Genomic DNA, 17281 nt, shown 5'->3' on the forward strand with positions numbered 1-17281 from the left:
TCGTTGACGGTGACGGCGAACCGCCGACTGACTCGTCCAGCGGGACACCGGCCGACGCCGGGCTGGAAGGCGACGCCGCGGCGCCGTCGTCGTCGGAGCCGCAACCGGTGAGGACGAGGGCCGCCAGGAGGGCCCCGCCGGCTGCCGCTGGGAGTGGACTGGACCGCACCATGAGTTCTCCGCTTCGCTGTGCCGCGGCCGGACGCCCCGGTCGGATGGGTCAGATGCTAGACCGCGCGCGCTGTGCTCGAGCAACCCCTGTGGAAGCGATCAATACGCATTTGCATGCGTCCTGGTCAGGAGCGATATGGTCACGACTTCGTTAACGTCAGACTGACCAGAACGGTGTTATAGTCACTGCAACCTGAAGGTCCGAGGTGCTTGGAGGTGATGATGATCGCGCAGAACGTGGCCCTGGCCGTGTCGACCGTCATCTTCGCCGCCCGGGACACCGGCCCCGACGGCCGCAAGGAGCTCTGGCTGCCCCTGGTCCGCCGCATCCGTGACCCCTTCCGGGGCATGTGGGCCCTGCCCGGCGGCCCGCTCCAGGAGCACGAGGACCTCGAGGCCTCCGCCGCCCGTTCCCTGCAGCTCACCACCGGCCTGCAGCCGGGCTACCTCGAGCAGCTCTACGCCTTCGGCGGGCTCACCCGCTCGGCCAACGCCGAGGAACGGGTGGTCTCGATCGTCTACTGGGCCTCGATCCGCGCCGACCAGGCCTCCGACCTCCACGTCGACCTCAACGTCACGTGGATGCGCGTGGCGGACCTGCCGCCACTGGCCTTCGACCACAGCGACATCGTGGACTACGCGGTCTACCGGCTGCGCAACAAGATCACGTACAGCCGCGTGGCCCACTCGTTCCTCGGCGAGACCTTCACCCTCGCCGAGCTCCGGGAGGTGCACGAGGCCATCCTCGGCACCGCCCTGGACCCCGCCAACTTCCGGCGCCAGGTGCTGGCCTCCGGCGCCGTCCTCGACACCGGCACCCGCCTGGAGGGCACCCGGCACCGCCCGCCCCGGCTCTACCGCTACGACTCCGACCTCGACCTCGCCGACCGCACCCCGGCCGGCCGCAGCACCCAGGAGCAGACATGACCTCCGTCGCCACCCGCATCGACCTGCTGACCGAGAAGCCCGCGAACCTGCCCGGCGCCTCTCCGGCCCCGAGCACGTGCAGCACCGCGCTCGGGACGAGCCCGTGGGACTTCGCCCCCACGGTCTCGGCCGGCTACGGCCCCGGCGCCTCCCAGGACGACGCCGTGCCCGCCGGCTCGCCCGCGCAGCCGGTCATCCCCGCCGAGTACCAGCAGGCCACCGCGGAGGAGCTCGACCGCCGCATCGCCGCCGCCAAGGCGATCCTGGGCGACCGCGTGGTGGTGCTCGGCCACTTCTACCAGCGCGACGAGGTCGTCAAGCACGCCGACTTCCTCGGCGACTCCTTCCAGCTGGCCCGCGCCGCGCGCAGCCGCCCGGAGGCGGAGGCCATCGTCTTCTGCGGCGTGCACTTCATGGCCGAGACCGCCGACATCCTCTCCGGCGACCACCAGTCGGTGATCCTGCCCAACCTCGCCGCCGGCTGCTCCATGGCGGACATGGCCGACGAGGACTCCGTCGAGGAGGCGTGGGAGCAGCTCATGGACGTGCTCGGGGAGACCGACGACGACGGCCGGCAGACCGTGATCCCGGTGACCTACATGAACTCGTCCGCGGCGCTCAAGGCGTTCTGCGGCCGCCACGGCGGCATCGTCTGCACCTCCTCCAACGCCGCCACCGTGTTGGAGTGGGCGTTCGAGCGCGGCCGGCGGGTGCTCTTCTTCCCGGACCAGCACCTGGGCCGCAACACCGCCAAGGCCATGGGGATCCCGCTGGAGCAGATGCCGATGTGGAACCCCCGCCACGACCTGGGCGGCAGCACCGCGGACCAGCTGGCCGACGCCAAGGTCATCCTGTGGCACGGCTTCTGCTCGGTGCACCGCCGCTTCACCGTCGCCCAGATCGAGCAGGCCCGCACCGAGCACCCGGACGTGCGGGTGATCGTGCACCCGGAGTGCCCCATGCCCGTGGTCGACGCCGCGGACGAGTCCGGTTCCACCGACCACATCCGCAAGGCGGTCGAGGCCGCCGAGCCCGGCAGCACCTTCGCGATCGGCACCGAGATCAACCTGGTCAACCGGCTCGCCGACGAGCACCCGGAGCACACCATCTTCTGCCTGGACCCGGTGATCTGCCCGTGCTCCACGATGTACCGGATCCACCCCGGCTATCTCGCCTGGGTGCTCGAGGAGCTCGTGGCCGGCCGGGTGATCAACCGGATCGCGGTGGACCCCATCACCGCCCGGGACGCCGAGGTGGCGCTCGAGCGCATGCTGGCGGCGCTTCCGCGGTGAGCACGACCCCGTTCCCCCGCGTGCTCGTGGTGGGCAGCGGCATCGCCGGGCTCATCACCGCCCTCGCGGCCGCCGGCCGCGGGCTCGACGTGGTGCTGCTGAGCAAGGACCGCCTGGACGAGACCAACACCGTCCGCGCCCAGGGCGGGATCGCCGCCATGACGGCCGGCCTCCCGGGCGGGCAGGCCCGGGACTCCGTGGCCCTGCACGTCCGGGACACCCTCGGGGCCGGGGCCGGCACCTGCGACGACGACGCCGTGCGCGTGCTCGTGCAGGACTCGGCCGCCGCCATCACCGCCCTGGTGCAGCACGGCGTCGCGTTCGACCGCGCGGGCGGCCCGGGCTCCCCATGGGTGGAGGGCCTCGAGGGCGCCCACTCCGTGCCCCGCATCCTGCACGCCGGCGGGGACGCGACCGGCCGGGAGATCCAGCGCGCCCTCGTGGCGGCAGCACTGGACGCCGAGACCTCCGGACGGCTGGACGTCCTCCGGCACACGATGCTCGTGGACCTGGTCACGGACCACCACGGGAGCGTGCGGGGAGCACTCGTCCTCGACGGCGACCGGCTGCGCGAACTGCGGGCGGACGCCGTGGTGCTGGCCACCGGCGGGGCCGGACAGCTCTATCCCCACACCACGAACCCCGCGGTGGCCACGGGCGACGGCATCGCCGCGGCCCTGCGCGCGGGAGCCGTCGTCGCGGACCTCGAGTTCGTGCAGTTCCACCCCACCGCCCTCGCCGCTCCCGGCTGCTTCCTGGTCTCCGAGGCCGTGCGCGGCGAGGGTGCGGTGCTGCGGGACGCCACCGGACGGCGCTTCCTGGAGGACGCGCACCCGCTCGCCGAGCTCGCCCCGCGGGACGTCGTGGCCCGCGAGATCGTCCGCCGGTCGCTCGCCCAGGGAGGCCGGCCGGTGCTGCTCGACTGCACCGCCATGACCGCTCCGGCCGGCGCCGGGCACGCGGGGCCGGACACTGCCGAGCACCTGGCGCGCCGGTTCCCCACGATCGACGCCGCCGTGCGGGCCCACGGCGTGGACTGGTCCCGGGAACCGGTCCCCGTCACCCCGGCGGCGCACTACCTCATGGGCGGGATCACGACTGACGACCGCGGCCGCACGAGCGTCCCGGGCCTGTACGCCGTGGGCGAGTGCGCGGCCACGGGCGTGCACGGCGCCAACCGGCTGGCCTCCAACTCGCTGCTGGAGGGCGCCGTGTTCGGCGCCCGGACCGCCGAGGCCCTGGCCGGGGACCTCCGGGCCGACGACACCCGCCGGCCGCACTCGACCCGGTCGCAGTCCGCGGCGACCGCGGAGCTCCGGGCCGAGGGCACCGACCGGACGCGTCCCGGTCCGCCCCGCGCCGTCCGGCGGCACCCCGCCCGGCTCGCGCCCGGTGGCGTGCTGGCCCTGCCGGACCCCGCCGAGGCGGACGTGCCGTTCGACCGGCAGGCCTTCCAGGCCGCGATGTGGGCCGGCGCCGGCGTCCTGCGGGACGGTCCCGGTCTCGAGGCGCTGGTCCGCCGGCTGGACGCGCTCCGCCCGCCCGCCGCGCTCTCCCGCTCCGCGGTCGAGGACCGGAACCTGCTCACCGTGGGACGTGCCGTGGCCGCCGCGGCCCTGCACCGCACCGAGTCCCGGGGCGCACACTTCCGGGAGGACTGCCCGGTCCCCGAGCCCGCCCGCGCCGGGCGCGCCTTCTGGCGCCGGTCGCGGGTGGCACCCCGCAACGGTCACCGACCCGCCACGAGTACATATGCCCACAACGACATGTTCGAGAGGATTTCCGCATGCTGACCCGAGCCGCCATCACCGAGGTCGTGGAACGGGGCCTCGCCGAGGACGCGCCCTGGGGCGACATCACGTCCGAGCTGCTCATTCCCGCCACCGCCCTCGCACGGGCCGAGCTCGTCGCGCGCGAGGACGGCGTCTTCTCCGGCGGCCAGGTCTTCGCCGCGGCGTTCGCCGCCGTGGACCCCGCCGTGGCCGTGGAGCTGATCCCCGCCGACGGGGACCCCTTCGCCGCGGGGGACACCCTGGCCGTGGTGGCCGGACCCGCCCGCGCCGTGCTGACCGGCGAGCGCGTGGCCCTGAACCTCACCCAGCGGATGTGCGGGATCGCCACGCTGACGGCCCGCTACGTCGCCGCCGTCGAGCAGGCCGTCGCCCGCGTGGAGCGGGCGGCGAACCTGCCCCCCGGCACGATCACCCGGACCCGGGTGGCGGACACCCGCAAGACCACCCCGGGGCTCCGGGCGCTGGAGAAGCACGCCGTGCGCAGCGGCGGCGGGCACAACCACCGGCACTCGCTCTCCGACGCCGTGATGGCCAAGGACAACCACCTGGCGCTGCTCACCGCCGACGGGACCGACCTGACCGGCGCGCTGCGGCAGCTGCGCCGTCGGCTGCCCCACACGGTGCACCTCGAGGTGGAGGTCGACCGGCTGGACCAGATCGAGGCCGTGCTGGCCGGAGGCGCGGACACGGTGCTGCTGGACAACTTCTCGGTCGACGACCTCGTGAGCGGCGTGGCGATCATCGACGGCCGCGCAACGGTGGAGGCCTCCGGCGGGGTCAGCCTGGAGACCGTCGGGGAGATCGCCGCCACCGGGGTGGACGTCATCTCGGTGGGCGCGCTCACCCACTCGGCCCGCAACCTGGACCTGGGCCTCGACGTCGTCCTGGACGTCCGGGAGGACTGACCGTGCTGTACCTCGACGCGGCCGCGACCACTCCCGTGCGGCGGGAGGTCCTGGAGGCCATGTGGCCCTATCTGACCCAGGAGTTCGGCAACGCCTCCAGCCACCACGAGGTCGGCCGCCGGGCACTGGCCGGACTGGACGCGGCTCGGCAGACCGTGGCCGAGGTGCTCAACTGCCGGCCCGCGGAGGTGGTCTTCACCTCCGGGGGGACCGAGGCGGACAACCTGGCGGTCAAGGGCATCGCCCTGGCCCGCCGGGACCGGGACGCGTCGACGAGCCACGTGGTGACGAGCGCGGTGGAGCACCACGCCGTGCTGGACTCCGCGCGGGACCTCGCCCGCTGGGACGGCTTCGAGGTGACCGAACTGGGCGTCTCGCCCGAGGGTCTGGTCGATCCCGCCGACCTGGCCGGGGCTGTTCGTCCGGGCACGGCGGTGGTATCCGTGATGCATGCGAACAACGAGACGGGTGCGGTCCAGGCGGTCGCCGAGCTGGCTGCGGTGGCTCGGGCGCGGGAGGTCCCGTTCCATACGGATGCGGTCCAGGCGGCCGGGTCGCTGGAGCTGGACGTACAAGGGCTCGACGTGGCGGCGCTGAGCCTCGCCGGGCACAAGATCGGGGCGCCCAAGGGCGTCGGAGCGCTCTACGTGCGCCGGGGCACGCCCCTGCGCCCCCTGATGAGCGGCGGAGGGCACGAGCGCGGCCGCCGCTCGGGCACCTCCAACGTGGCGGGCGCCGTCGGTCTCGCCACGGCCTTGCGGCTGTCCGCCGAGGAACGGCCGGCGAAGGCGGTGAGCCTGGCCGCGCTGCGGGACCGGCTGATCACCGGGGTCCTGGCCGAGGTGCCCACAGCCCTCCTGACCGGCCCCGACCCGCGGGTGCACCCGGGGTCCCGGCTGCCCGGGCACGCGTCCTTCTGCTTTCCCGGGGTCAACGGTGAGACGGTCCTGGTGGACCTGGAGTCGCGGGGGCTGCTCGTCTCCTCGGGTTCGGCCTGCTCGGCCGGGGACACCGAGCCCTCGCACGTGCTCACGGCGATGGGCTACCCGCCGGAGGTCGCCACCACCGCGGTGCGCTTCACCCTCTCCGCCGACGTCACGCCGGAGCAGGTGGACGGGATCGTCGCGGCCACGCGGGACGTCGTGGGGCGGCTGGGCTCCCCGCACGGCTGAACCCGCGGCTCAGCCCACGGGCACCGGGTGCTGCACCCCGTCGTGGCGCACCATGAGCACCGGCTCGCCGGCCGTCTCCACGGTCTGCGTGCTGCCCTCGACCAGTGACCACGGACCCGCGGGACAGGAGCCGGGAGCCGGCCCCTCGGGCACGGCACTCGAGGCGCCGCGGCCGTCGAAGCCCTGCAGCCGGAAGCCGGTGACCGTCCCCCACCACACGGTCTGCGGCCGGCTCGTGATCGCCCGGGACTCGGTGACGACCAGGTCCGTCCGCCGCGGGAGGACCTCCGCCGTCCCGGCGTGGACGCACGACCAGGAGATGCCGGTGACCGACTCGGACTCGGCCACGAACTCCAGGGACGCGGCTTCGGCCCGCAGGGTCGCATCGTCCCAGCCCAGCGCGGCCCGGACGTCGTTCCCGGTCACGAACCCCGTGCCGTCCTCGTGCAGCTCCGAGACCGCCCACGGTGGCGCCGCCGGCCCGAAGGCCACCCCTGCCAGGGCCGCCAGTACCGCGATGACCTTCTGCATGTGCCGACCCGTCTCCCCGTTCCCCGGCGCGGCTCCCCCGGCGCCTTCCCGAACGCTAATGGAGGGCCGAAGGTGGATCCAGTTCCGTGATCGATCTGTGACCCCTCGATGACATGGGACGACATGCCCGGTCGTGCGGCCGCGCCCGGGGAGCGGTGGGCGACCGCGAGGGGACGCGCCCGACGGAAGAGGCGGAAGCCGGACGGGGGCCGTGGGCCCCGCCCCGGGGCGCGCGGACAGCACAGGACCCCCGGACCGGGCGGTCCGGGGGTCCTGTTCGCGGTGGGCGGCGCGCTCCGCGCCGACCGTGCGGGGTGGGGATCAGACGATCGACGCGCCCCCGGCGCGCGCCTTCTCGAAGCGCTGCTGGACGTCGGCCCAGTTCACGATGTTCCAGAAGGCCTTGACGTAGTCGGCCTTGACGTTCTGGTAGTCGAGGTAGAAGGCGTGCTCCCACATGTCCAGCTGCAGCAGCGGGATCGTGGCGACGGGCACGCCGTTCTGCTGGTCGTACATCTGCTCGATGACGAGGTTGCCGCCGATGGGCTCGTAGGCGAGGATCGCCCAGCCGGAGCCCTGGATCGTGGTTGCCGCGGAGGTGAAGTGGGCGCGGAAGGCGTCGAAGGACCCGAAGTGGTCGTCGATCGCCGCGGCGAGCTCACCGGTCGGCTTGTCGCCGCCCTCCGGGGAGAGGTTGTTCCAGAAGATCGAGTGGTTGACGTGGCCGCCCAGGTTGAACTGGAGATCCTTGGACAGCTTGGCCGCACCGGCGCCGTCGCCGTTGGCGCGGGCCTCCGCCATCTTCTCGAGGGCCGTGTTCGCACCGGCCACGTAGGTGGCGTGGTGCTTGTCGTGGTGCAGCTCCATGATCTTCGCGGAGATGTGGGGCTCGAGCGCCGCGTAGTCGTAGGGGAGATCGGGAAGGGTGTACTTCTCGGCCATAGGAGAATCCTTTCGATAGCTGTCGTGTGGTTCCACACTCGTCCCGCGCGCGAGCAGGGGTCAAGGAGGTTCCGCCACCAGCGTACGGTGCCCCGCGGGCCCGCCGCGCGCGGCCTCAGAAGAAGTCGGGTGGGGTCTCGAGCGGGCAGCGGGGCGGGTGCGCCGTGAGCTGGGAGGGCACGGTGAACTCGAACCGCCCCGTCTCCAGCAGCCGTTTGAGGTCCCCGAGCTCAGCGCCCAGGTTGCGGCGCACGATCCGCTCGGCCCACGTGGCGAGGCCGGCCCTCGCCGCGGTGAGCCGGCCGTCGACGGTGGTCCGCACCTCGGTGCCCCCGTCCACCGCCGCCCACGTGGTGACCGCCAGGAGGTCCACGATCCCCCGCGTGGTCCGGAGCGCCAGCTTCCGCCCCGGTTCCTGCGCGGAGACGATCGTGACGTAGGGGAAGCGGAGCGGGCCGACCCGGCCGAAGAACTCCACGGAGGTCCCGGTCTGCAGCACGGGTGTGCTGATGGTGGGCACTCCGGCCACGCCCCGGTGCCACAGCGGGAAGCAGCCGCTGTCGAGCAGGAGGCGCTCCACCACACAGGGGTCGACGCCGATCACCGTCTTGGCGTCCACGCAGAACGATGCCGGGCCGAGTGCCATTCCAACCTCCATGCCGGTCCCAGAGCCCGGGACGCCGCCGCACGGCCCCGGAGGCATGGGCGGGATCCTCCATCCATGCACAGACATTTACTTTAGCGACCGGCCGTGCGGTGCGGCCAGCCCTGCGTGCACACCCGGTGGAGAAGCTTGTCCACAGGTGTGGACGAGCGTGTGCAAAATTCGAACACCCGTACGCCCGCTTCTCCTGCGCAGGCGCAAATCCACGTCAGAGCAGGGGGCACAGGGGCTCCCCATGCGTAATTCCACCGGTGGAAGTTATCCACGCTGTGGACAACGCCTGTGGAGAAGATGTTGAGAAACCCGGCCGGCGGAGGTCATGGAGGGTCGTGAAGCGTCTTTCGGTCCATCCGGACCGGGACGTCCGGCCCGGGACGCACCTGATCGGGACGCATCGGACCGGGCGCGCGTGGGCAGGGCACGCGTGGGCAGGGACCACGGGAGGCGCCGGACCAGGACAGGACGCACCGGGCCAGGACGCACCGGGCCAGGACGCACCGGGCCAGGACGCACCGGGCCAGGACGGTCGGGCCAGGAACCGGGGACGACGGGACGTCCGGCGTCCGGTCGGCGCGGCAGGAGCGGACGGTCAGCGCCGGGGATCCACGGACGGGGTCCCGGCGGCCGGCCCGGTCCGCAGCCGGGAGCGTCGGCGGACGAGCACGGCGAGCAGTCCACAGGCCAGGTAGCAGACGAGCACCAGGATCCAGCCCACGGCGAAGGAGCCGGTGAGCTGCAGCAGCAGGCCCATGACCAGCGGCCCGGAGCAGAACCCGGCGTAGAGACCCATGGTCACCACACCGGTGGAGGCGCCCACCCGTTCGGCCGGCACGGCCCGCATCGCCCCGGACATCACGATCACGCTGACCGCGAGCGCCGCCCCGCCGTGCAGCACCGCGGCCGGCCACACCGCCCACGCCAGTGCTGGATGAAGGGGAGCCAGCACCAGCAGGCCCGCGCTCACGGCCGCCCCCAGGGCCATGCCGGCGAGCAGGACGAATCCGTCGGCGCCCGGACGATCCATCACCCGCGCCCACAGCACGCGCGAGGCGATGCCCACCAGTGCGGCGACCGAGACCGTGGCCCCGGCCGCGACGACGTCGAGGCCCAGCTCCCGGTGGGCGTAGAGCGGCAGGTAGACGTTGGCCGCCTGCGCCCCCAGGCCGGTCAGCGCCGCCGCGGCCGCGTAGGCGCGCACGACGCCGGGCATCGGCGGGCGGCCCCCGGTCCGTCCCGACCGGTCGGGCGACGACGATCCCGTGCGGGATCCCGGCCCGGGTCCGGAGCCCGGGACCGCACGGGGCACCGGGGCTGCGCCGGGACCCGGAGCCGCGCCGGACGCTGAGGTCGTCCGGGAGACCGCGGCCGGACCGGACGCCGAGGCCGTCCCGGAGACCGCGGCCGGACCGGGCGCCGAGGCCGTCCCGGAGACCGCAGCCGAACCGGACGCCGAGGCCGTCCCGGAGACCGCAGCCGGACCGGACGCTGGATTCCAACGGGACGCCAGGGCCGCACCGGATCCCGCACCGGGATCCGGTGCCCTGCGGGACCGTGGGGCCGATCTGTCACCGGCGTGGTTCTCCGGGACGGTGAGCCACCCGTGCACGAGCAGGAGCAGGACCGCTCCGGCGGCCACGGCCACGGCGGTGCGCCAGCCCAGGAGCAGGCCGAGCGCGGGAAAGGTCAGCCCGGCCACCAGCTGGGCGGCCTGCACCCCGGCCTGCTTGATGCCGAGCCAGCTCGCACGCCGGTGGGCGGGCACGTGCAGGCGGATGAGCCGATTGGTGGCCGGATTGGCCATGACCTGGCCGAGGCCCGAGAGCACCATGGCCAGCAACAGCACGGTGTAGTCCGGCGCGACGGCGGCGAGCAGCATGGCCAGGACCGCCCCGCCGAACATCACGGCCAGCAGGGTGCGCGCGCCCAGCCGGTCCGCCCACCGGCCGGTGCGCACGGCGGTGACGGCGGCGACGAAGAAGGTCACGGTGGCGAGCAGCCCGAACTGCGCCTCCGTGAGCCGGAGGTCCTGGATCACCAGGGGGCTCATCGCGGAGAGGCTGTGCGTCAGCAGCGGGCCCACCGCCATCGTGGCCGTGAGCACGACCATGAGGTTCGCCCCCGGGACCCGCTCCCGCTCCCCCGGTGGGGTCACCGGTCGGTCTCCCTGTGCGGCCGGTCGGCGGCGTGCAGCCCGGCCACGCACGCGACGATGCCGGCCAGGAAGAGGGCCTTGAGCCAGGACATCTGCTCCTGCCCGGTGCCGGCCGCCCACGCGACCGTGAGCACGGCGCCGATCCCGGTCCACACCGCGTAGGCGGTGCCCATCGGCACGACCCGGGCAGCGCGGGCCAGGGTGATCATGCTCAGCACCAGCGCCGCCGCGAAGAGCACGGTGGGACCGAAGCGGGTGAGTCCCTCCGCGGCGCCCAGGGCCGTGGCCCAGACGGCCTCCAGGACCCCGCTCAGGAGCAGCAGCGCCCACGCCCGGGACCGCCGCGCCCCCGTGTCCGGCGACGCCGCGGGGAAGCGCGGGGGCGGGACGGGCGACGACGACGTGCGGCCGGTCACCGGGGGTTCAGGCGACAAGCCGCAGTCCGATCACGCAGCCGATGATCCCGAGCACGAGCAGGATCTTGAGGACGGTGGCGGCCTCCCGGCCGGTCAGCATGGACCAGGCCACGGTGAGGGCTCCGCCGATGCCCACCCACACGGCGTAGGCCGTGCCCGTGGGCAGGCTCGTCATGGCGTGGGCGAGGCCGAACAGGCTCAGGGCCGCCGTCACCGCGAACACCGCGACCGGCACCGGTCGGCGGAAGCCGTCCGAGGCGGCGAGCGCGGAGGCCCACACCGCCTCGAGGACCCCCGAGAGGACCAGCACGACCCAGGCTCCCATCGGTCAGCGCTTCGGGACCACACGGATCCAGAGGAACCCGTGAGCGTCGATCAGGAGGCCGTGGCGCAGGTCGAGCTCGGTGTTGCCGTGCAGCTCCACGCCCTGGGGCAGGAATCCCGAGAGGGTCTCGCCCGTGACGAACTGGGACCAGTCGGAGAAGTTGGCCAGGCACAGGATCATCGTGTTGCCGCCCGGGCGCTGGTAGCCCAGCACGTGCGGGTTGCGCGTGTCGAAGGGGATGAGGGCGTTGCCGTCGAACTCCGGGGCGCTGCGGCGCAGCTCGACCATCCGGCGGATGCCGCCGAAGATCCGGCCCTGCACGGAGAAGAGCTCGTGGCGTCGCTCGTAGTCCCGGACGGGCCGCGGCGGACGGTGCACCCATCGGGCGTCACCGGCGTGGGCCGGGTCCTCGGCCCAGGCGGGGTCGTTGAGCTGGCCGACCTCGTCCCCCAGGTACAGCAGCGGGACGCCGCCGGTGCTCATCGCCACGGAGTGCGCGAGCAGGATCCGGTCCACCGCGGCACCGGGGTCCTCCGCGAGGCCGAGCAGGGACGCGGTGGTCCCGCACACGCGGCAGTCGCCGGTGCGCGGATTCTCCTGGAACGGCACCCCGTCGGCGAAGCTGCCGGGGTGCCGCCCGGTGTAGAAGGCGTTGAGGAACCGGCGGTGGTCGTGGCCGTCGACACCGAGCCGGGCCGCGTCCTCGTCGGAGAACGTCCACCCGATGTCGTCGTGACCCCGCACGTAGTCCACCCACGCGGTGCCGGGCGGCAGGGCGTGGCGCTCCTCGAGGGCCTGGGCCAGCAGCTTGGGCTCGCGGGTGGCCATCGCCTCCCAGGTCAGGGCCATCTGCAGGGGGTTGTAGGAGAGCTGGCACTGGCCGGGCTCGATGTACCGGGCCACCTCGTCCGGGTGGACGATCGCCTCGGACTTGAACAGCACCGACGGCGCGGCGATGCGGCACAGCGCGTTGTAGGCCCGCAGCAGCACGTGGGCCTGCGGCAGGGACTCGCACGCGGTGCCCAGCTGCTTCCAGATGAACGCCACCGCGTCCATCCGCAGCACCTCCACGCCCTGGGCGGCGAGGAAGAGCATCTCCGCGGACATGGCGCGGAACACCGCGGGGTTGGTGTAGTTGAGGTCCCACTGGAAGGAGTAGAACGTGCTCCACACCCACCGGGGGTCCTCCTCGGTGGCGCGGATCCGGGTGAAGGAGCCGGGGTGGTCGTCCGGGAAGATCTCCCGGGTGGTGCGCTCGAACTGCTCCGGGACGGTGCGGTCCGGGAAGATCCAGTAGTAGTCCTCGTACTCCGTCTCCCCCGCCGCGGCCCGGCGGGCCCACTCGTGCTCGTTGGAGGTGTGGTTGAAGACGAAGTCGAGGACCAGGCTGATGCCGTGGCGGCGCAGTTCCCGGCTCAGCTCGGCGAGCTCCTCCATGGTCCCCAGACGGGGGTCCACACGGCGGTACGACGACACGGCGTAGCCGCCGTCCGAGTTGCCCTCGGGGGCCTCGAACAGGGGCATGAGGTGGAGGTAGGTCAGGCCCAGCTCCTGGAAGTACGGGATCTGCTCCCGGATCCCCCGCAGGTTCCCGGCGTACCGGTCGACGTAGCAGACGCCGCCGAGCATCTGCCGCGAGCCGAACCACGCCGGGTCGTGCTCCCGGCGTGCGTCCAGGGCCTTGAGGTCGTCCGGGCGCTCGGCCCAGGAGCGGGCCAGCTGCAGGCCGAGCTCGGTGAGCTGCTCGAGGAAGTCCTCGCGGTGGCCGTAGACCTCGGCGAAGAGCAGCGTCAGCCGGGGGAAGTGCTCGTCGAACCGTCGGTCGAAGTCCTTCCAGCCGGTCTCCGGCAGCTCGGCCGGACGGCGTTCGCGCACCTGCTGGCGCACGCACTCGGTGATCACACGGGCCTGGTTCTCCTGCGAGAGACCCGGGATCCCGGGCGGACTGGTGTTCGGCACACTGCTCCTTCGGTCGTCCACTCCTGGGCGGGGCGGTCTCCGAACTCGAGATCCTCCTTGACGACGAGCCCTCGGATGGTCACGGGTACGCCCCGTGCGCGTCGGCAGGGGGCGGCCCGCACTTCAGCATACTGATGCGCTCCCGGGTTTTCAGCGGATGACCGGCACGCCCCTCCACATCCCTGTGCACAGAGTTGTCCACAGGTGTGGACGGCCTCTGGGGAAAGCGGGGAGAACCGGCCGCTGACGCCGCGTCCGCCCCGGCGGACGGCGGATCCGGGGATGTCGGACCGGGGACGCGCGTGTGGAGAACCCTGTGCAGGGCGGGTGGCGCTCCGGCGGCACCCGCCCTCGCCAGCGCCGCCCACGCGGACGTGGACACGCCGGTGCCCCGGCGGCGGGAACGCCCCCGGGGCACCGGCGTGGACCCGGGGCGCCCGCACCGCGGTGCGGGGACGTGGTTCCTGCGCGGCCGGGCTCAGTAGCCGTTGGCGGAGAGCCACTCCTGCGCCGCGTCCGCCGGGCTGACCGGCTGGTCGCCGCTGACCTTGCGGTTCAGGTCGATGAGGTCCTCCGTGGTGAGCTTGCCGGAGAGCTCGTTCAGGGCGTCCACGGCCTCCTGCGGCAGCCGGTCGGCCGCCGCCAGCGGGAGCACCTGCTGGGCGATGAAGTTGTTCTCCGGGTCCTCCAGCACCACGAGATCGTTGTCGGCGATCGCCGGTGTGGTCGTGAAGATGTCCGCGACGTCCACGTCACCGTTGAGCAGGGCCTCGACGGTCAGGGGCCCCCCGCCGTCGTTGATCGGCTCGAACGACTCCGGCACGCAGCCGTACTTCTCCTCGAGACCGTCCAGGCCGTAGGCGCGCTCGGCGAACTCGGGCGGACCGGCGATGACCAGCTGGTCGCACACCTGCGCCATGTCGGCGATGCTCGTGAGGCCGTACTGCTCCGCGGTCCGGGGCGTGACCACCATGGCGTCCTTGTTCTGCGCCTCGGAGGGCTCCAGCACGGTGAGCCCCTCGGGGAGGGCGCCCGGCAGGGCGTCCATGATCTCCTCGGCGGAGCTCGCGGTGGCCTCGGGGTCGACGAAGAGCAGGAGGTTGCCCGAGTAGTCCGGGACGACGTCCACGGACCCGTCCTGCACGGCCCCGACGTACGCCTCGCGGGCCCCGATCCCCAGGGACGTCTCCGTCTGGATCCCGGCGGACTCGAGCGCGCCGGCGTAGAGCTCGGCCACGATCTCGCTCTCGGGGAAGTCGGCGGAGCCCACGGTCACGGTCTCCGAGGACCCCGTGGAGGTCTCCTCGCCCCCGGCGAGCGGATCACCGCCGGAGCCGCAGGCCGTCAGCCCCAGCAGCAGGGCGGCGCCCAGGGCCGGCCCGGCGGCGCGGCGGAGGGAAGCGGGAGCAGTGGTCATGGTGGTTCTCCTGTCGGTCTGTGCGGGTGGTCGGTGCGGGTGGTCGGTGCGGGCGGTGGATGCCGCGGGACGTCGGGCGGTCGGTGCACGCGGTCCGGACGGCCGGTGCGTGCGGGCGGTGGACGGCGGGCGGTCAGGGAGAGGCCAGGCGCAGGCCCGGCGAGGTGGACAGCCGCTGGGCCACGGCGAGCGCGGCGTCCACGGCGAGCGCGAGGACCGCCACGAGCACCACGGAGCCCAGCATTCGCGAGTAGTCGCGCACCGCGAGCCCGTCGATGAGGTAGCGGCCGAGCCCGCCGAGGTTGATGTAGGCGACCACGGTCACCGTCGCCACGACCTGCAGGGCGGCGTTGCGGATCCCGCCCAGGATCACCGGCAGCGCGTTGGGCAGCTCCACACGGGTCAGCACCTGTCCCCCGGTCATGCCCATGGCCGTCCCGGCGTCCTTGAGGGCCGGGGAGACGTTCGCGATCCCGGCGTAGGTGCCGGACAGGATCGGGGGGATCGCCAGCAGCACCAGCGCGATGATCGGAGGCACGAGCCCGAGCCCCAGCAGCAGGGTGAACAGGGTCAGCAGTCCGAGGGTGGGCAGGGCGCGCAGGGCGCCGGTCAGCCCCACGACCAGACCCGAGCCGCGTCCGGTGTGGCCCACCCACAGGCCGAGCGGCACCGCCACGGCCAGGGCGAGGGCCATGGTGATGCCGCTGTAGGCGAGGTGCTCGAGCAGCCGGGCCGGGATGCCGGCGGCGCCGGACCAGTTCTCGGGGTCCGTCAGCCAGGACAGGGCGGTGCCGAAGAGGCTCATGCGACGGCTCCTCTCCGCACGCGCGGCACGGGCGTGCGGGCCCGGCCCGCCCGCTGCCACCGGGTCAGGGCGTGCCCGGTCCCGCGCAGCACCAGGTCGAGGAGCACGGCCAGGAGCACGGTGAGGGCGATGCCGACCACGATCTCCTCGAGGATGGAGCGGCGCAGCCCGTCGGTGAACAGGGTGCCGAGGGACTGCACGCCGATCACCGCGCCCACGCTGACCATGGAGATGTTGCTGACGGAGGCGACCCGCAGCCCGGCGACCAGGACGGGCACCGCGAGCGGCAGCTCCACCGCGAAGAACCGGCGCAGCGGGCGGTAGCCCATCGCGGTGGAGGCCTGCAGGACGTCCCGGTCCACGGACTCGAAGGCGTCCACGGAGGAGCGGACGAGGATGGCCACCACGTAGATCGTCAGGGCCACGATCACGTTGACCACCGAGGTGATCTGCGTGCCCAGCAGCAGGGGCAAAACCACGAACAGGGTCAGGGACGGGATCGTGTAGAGCAGGGACGAGCCCGTGACGAAGACCGGGCGCAGCGTACGGTTGCGGGCGGCGAGGCGGGCCACCGGGATCGCGACCAGGGCGCCGAGGAGCAGCGGGAGCACCGACTGGACGAGGTGCGCGCCCGTGAGCTCCAGGACGTAGGGCCAGTTCCGGCTCGTCCAGTTCACCGCGGGGTCCTCCCGCCGAGCCGGGCGTCCTGGATGGCGGCGATGATCTCGCCGGGCTCCATGACCCCGATCGCCCGCCCGCCGTCGTCGACCACCACGGCCAGGCCCGAGGGCGACGACAGGGCGGCGTCCAGGGCGCTGCGCAGGGAGCCGCCGGGCCGGTGCAGGGTGCCCCCGACCACGGGGTCGGCCTCGGCCCCGGTGCGCACCCAGCCGCGCGGGGCGCCGTCGCCGTCGATCCGCAGGGTCCACCCCCCGGGGAAGGGACCGTCCCCGGGCCCGACGACGCCCGGGCTGCCGTCCGGGCGGAGGACCACCACGGAGCGGACCGGGATGTCGTGGGCCGAGTCGAAGGTGAGGGAGCGAAATCCGCGGTCGCGGCCCACGAAGTCCGCCACGAAGTCGTCGGCCGGTGCCCGCAGCAGCTCCTCCGGGGTGGCGTACTGGGCCAGGCGCCCGCCCGTGGCGAAGACGGCCACCTTGTTGCCGAGCAGGATCGCCTCGTCGATGTCGTGGGTGACGAACACGACCGTGCGGTGCAGCCGGCGCTGGAGGTCCAGCAGCTCCCGCTGCAGGTCCTGGCGCACCACGGGGTCCACGGCGGAGAACGGCTCGTCCATGAGCAGGATCGGCGGATCGGCCGCGAGCGCCCGGGCCACGCCCACCCGCTGCTGCTGCCCGCCGGAGAGCTGGGACGGATAGCGGGAGTCCAGCCCCGCGTCGAGGCCGACCGTGGTCAGCAGCTCCCGGGCCCGCTCGCGCGCCTGCTTCTTCGGCACGCCGTTGAGCCGGGGGACGGTCGCGATGTTGTCGACCACGGTGCGGTGCGGCATCAGGCCCGACTGCTGCATGACGTAGCCCATGGAGCGGCGGAGCTCGTGGGCCGGCACGGAGGTGATGTCGCGGCCCTCCACGGTGACGGTGCCGGAGGTGGGCTCCACCATGCGGTTGATCATCCGCAGGGACGTGGTCTTCCCGCAGCCGGACGGCCCCACGAAGACGGTCAGCGACCCCCGCGGGATCTCGAGGTCGAGGGCCTCGACGGCGGTCGTCCCGTCCGGGTAGGTCTTGCCGGCACCCTCGAAACGGATGGCGATGTCGGTCATGGAGATCCTCCCGTTGCCGTGCGGACA

General features: G+C 73.4%; 16 protein-coding genes. 5 read left to right on the plus strand and 11 right to left on the minus strand.

Annotated elements, in window-relative coordinates; translation table 11 throughout:
• Positions 1 to 393 precede the first annotated feature (393 nt).
• From AYX06_RS10435 to AYX06_RS10455, 5 genes are read left to right on the plus strand one after another with little or no spacing between them, the layout of a single operon-like run.
• Complete coding sequence (locus AYX06_RS10435) at positions 394 to 1098, plus strand: NUDIX hydrolase (RefSeq protein WP_062737002.1); 705 nt, start codon at positions 394 to 396, stop codon at positions 1096 to 1098.
• On the plus strand, positions 1095 to 2390 hold the full coding sequence (nadA, locus tag AYX06_RS10440; RefSeq protein ID WP_062735714.1) for a quinolinate synthase NadA: 1296 nt from the start codon (positions 1095 to 1097) through the stop codon (positions 2388 to 2390). Before AYX06_RS10435 ends, nadA begins: the two co-directional genes overlap by 4 nt.
• Entirely contained in the window at positions 2387 to 4183 is a 1797-nt protein-coding gene (nadB, locus tag AYX06_RS10445) for an L-aspartate oxidase (RefSeq protein ID WP_062735715.1), read from the plus strand. Before nadA ends, nadB begins: the two co-directional genes overlap by 4 nt.
• Complete coding sequence (gene nadC / locus AYX06_RS10450; RefSeq protein ID WP_062735716.1) at positions 4177 to 5088, plus strand: carboxylating nicotinate-nucleotide diphosphorylase; 912 nt, start codon at positions 4177 to 4179, stop codon at positions 5086 to 5088. Before nadB ends, nadC begins: the two co-directional genes overlap by 7 nt.
• A gap of 2 nt (positions 5089 to 5090) precedes the next feature.
• Positions 5091 to 6260 (plus strand): cysteine desulfurase family protein, encoded by a 1170-nt coding sequence (locus tag AYX06_RS10455; RefSeq protein WP_062735717.1) that lies wholly within the window; start codon positions 5091 to 5093, stop codon positions 6258 to 6260.
• A 9-nt stretch (positions 6261 to 6269) separates the two neighbouring features.
• Here the strand turns inward: AYX06_RS10455 and AYX06_RS10460 are convergent, their stop codons facing one another.
• The 11 genes from AYX06_RS10460 to AYX06_RS10510 all read right to left on the minus strand — a co-directional run bounded on the left by AYX06_RS10460 (position 6270) and on the right by AYX06_RS10510 (position 17254).
• Entirely contained in the window at positions 6270 to 6791 is a 522-nt protein-coding gene (locus AYX06_RS10460; RefSeq protein ID WP_062735718.1) for a hypothetical protein, read from the minus strand.
• Between the two features lie 321 nt (positions 6792 to 7112).
• A complete protein-coding gene (locus tag AYX06_RS10465) occupies positions 7113 to 7733 on the minus strand; it encodes a superoxide dismutase (protein WP_062735719.1) in 621 nt (206 codons plus the stop codon).
• A 115-nt stretch (positions 7734 to 7848) separates the two neighbouring features.
• Positions 7849 to 8379, minus strand: coding sequence for an SRPBCC family protein (locus tag AYX06_RS10470; RefSeq protein ID WP_062735720.1), 531 nt, complete (start codon positions 8377 to 8379; stop codon positions 7849 to 7851).
• Positions 8380 to 8986: 607 nt separating this feature from the next.
• On the minus strand, positions 8987 to 10549 hold the full coding sequence (locus AYX06_RS10475) for an MFS transporter (RefSeq protein ID WP_062735721.1): 1563 nt from the start codon (positions 10547 to 10549) through the stop codon (positions 8987 to 8989).
• The gene (locus AYX06_RS10480; RefSeq protein WP_330999229.1) at positions 10546 to 10983 is read right to left on the minus strand and encodes a DMT family transporter; all 438 of its coding nucleotides are present in this window, start codon (positions 10981 to 10983) and stop codon (positions 10546 to 10548) included. Before AYX06_RS10480 ends, AYX06_RS10475 begins: the two co-directional genes overlap by 4 nt.
• Positions 10973 to 11290 (minus strand): DMT family transporter, encoded by a 318-nt coding sequence (locus AYX06_RS10485; protein WP_062735722.1) that lies wholly within the window; start codon positions 11288 to 11290, stop codon positions 10973 to 10975. Before AYX06_RS10485 ends, AYX06_RS10480 begins: the two co-directional genes overlap by 11 nt.
• A 3-nt stretch (positions 11291 to 11293) precedes the next feature.
• On the minus strand, positions 11294 to 13192 hold the full coding sequence (locus tag AYX06_RS10490; protein WP_062737004.1) for an amylosucrase: 1899 nt from the start codon (positions 13190 to 13192) through the stop codon (positions 11294 to 11296).
• 535 nt (positions 13193 to 13727) lie between these two features.
• On the minus strand, positions 13728 to 14666 hold the full coding sequence (locus tag AYX06_RS10495) for an ABC transporter substrate-binding protein (protein WP_062735723.1): 939 nt from the start codon (positions 14664 to 14666) through the stop codon (positions 13728 to 13730).
• Between the two features lie 133 nt (positions 14667 to 14799).
• The gene (locus AYX06_RS10500; protein WP_062735724.1) at positions 14800 to 15471 is read right to left on the minus strand and encodes an ABC transporter permease; all 672 of its coding nucleotides are present in this window, start codon (positions 15469 to 15471) and stop codon (positions 14800 to 14802) included.
• Positions 15468 to 16148, minus strand: a complete 681-nt coding sequence (locus tag AYX06_RS10505) for an ABC transporter permease (protein WP_062735725.1) — start codon at positions 16146 to 16148, stop codon at positions 15468 to 15470. The genes AYX06_RS10500 and AYX06_RS10505 overlap by 4 nt, the downstream gene beginning before the upstream one ends.
• On the minus strand, positions 16145 to 17254 hold the full coding sequence (locus AYX06_RS10510; protein WP_062735726.1) for an ABC transporter ATP-binding protein: 1110 nt from the start codon (positions 17252 to 17254) through the stop codon (positions 16145 to 16147). The genes AYX06_RS10505 and AYX06_RS10510 overlap by 4 nt, the downstream gene beginning before the upstream one ends.
• Between the last annotated feature and the right edge of the window lie 27 nt (positions 17255 to 17281).

It is taken from the genome of Kocuria turfanensis, from assembly GCF_001580365.1.
GTDB lineage: Bacteria > Actinomycetota > Actinomycetes > Actinomycetales > Micrococcaceae > Kocuria > Kocuria turfanensis.

Bases quoted from the DNA above. Each gene is read 5' to 3' on its own strand.
- AYX06_RS10500 (WP_062735724.1), bottom strand. From the start codon at position 15,471: ATGAGCCTCTTCGGCACCGCCCTGTCCTGGCTGACGGACCCCGAGAAC.
- nadA (WP_062735714.1), top strand. From the start codon at position 1,095: ATGACCTCCGTCGCCACCCGCATCGACCTGCTGACCGAGAAGCCCGCG.
- AYX06_RS10495 (WP_062735723.1), bottom strand. From the start codon at position 14,666: ATGACCACTGCTCCCGCTTCCCTCCGCCGCGCCGCCGGGCCGGCCCTG.
- AYX06_RS10510 (WP_062735726.1), bottom strand. From the start codon at position 17,254: ATGACCGACATCGCCATCCGTTTCGAGGGTGCCGGCAAGACCTACCCG.
- AYX06_RS10460 (WP_062735718.1), bottom strand. From the start codon at position 6,791: ATGCAGAAGGTCATCGCGGTACTGGCGGCCCTGGCAGGGGTGGCCTTC.
- nadC (WP_062735716.1), top strand. From the start codon at position 4,177: ATGCTGACCCGAGCCGCCATCACCGAGGTCGTGGAACGGGGCCTCGCC.
- AYX06_RS10470 (WP_062735720.1), bottom strand. From the start codon at position 8,379: ATGGCACTCGGCCCGGCATCGTTCTGCGTGGACGCCAAGACGGTGATC.
- AYX06_RS10485 (WP_062735722.1), bottom strand. From the start codon at position 11,290: ATGGGAGCCTGGGTCGTGCTGGTCCTCTCGGGGGTCCTCGAGGCGGTG.
- AYX06_RS10435 (WP_062737002.1), top strand. From the start codon at position 394: ATGATCGCGCAGAACGTGGCCCTGGCCGTGTCGACCGTCATCTTCGCC.
- AYX06_RS10465 (WP_062735719.1), bottom strand. From the start codon at position 7,733: ATGGCCGAGAAGTACACCCTTCCCGATCTCCCCTACGACTACGCGGCG.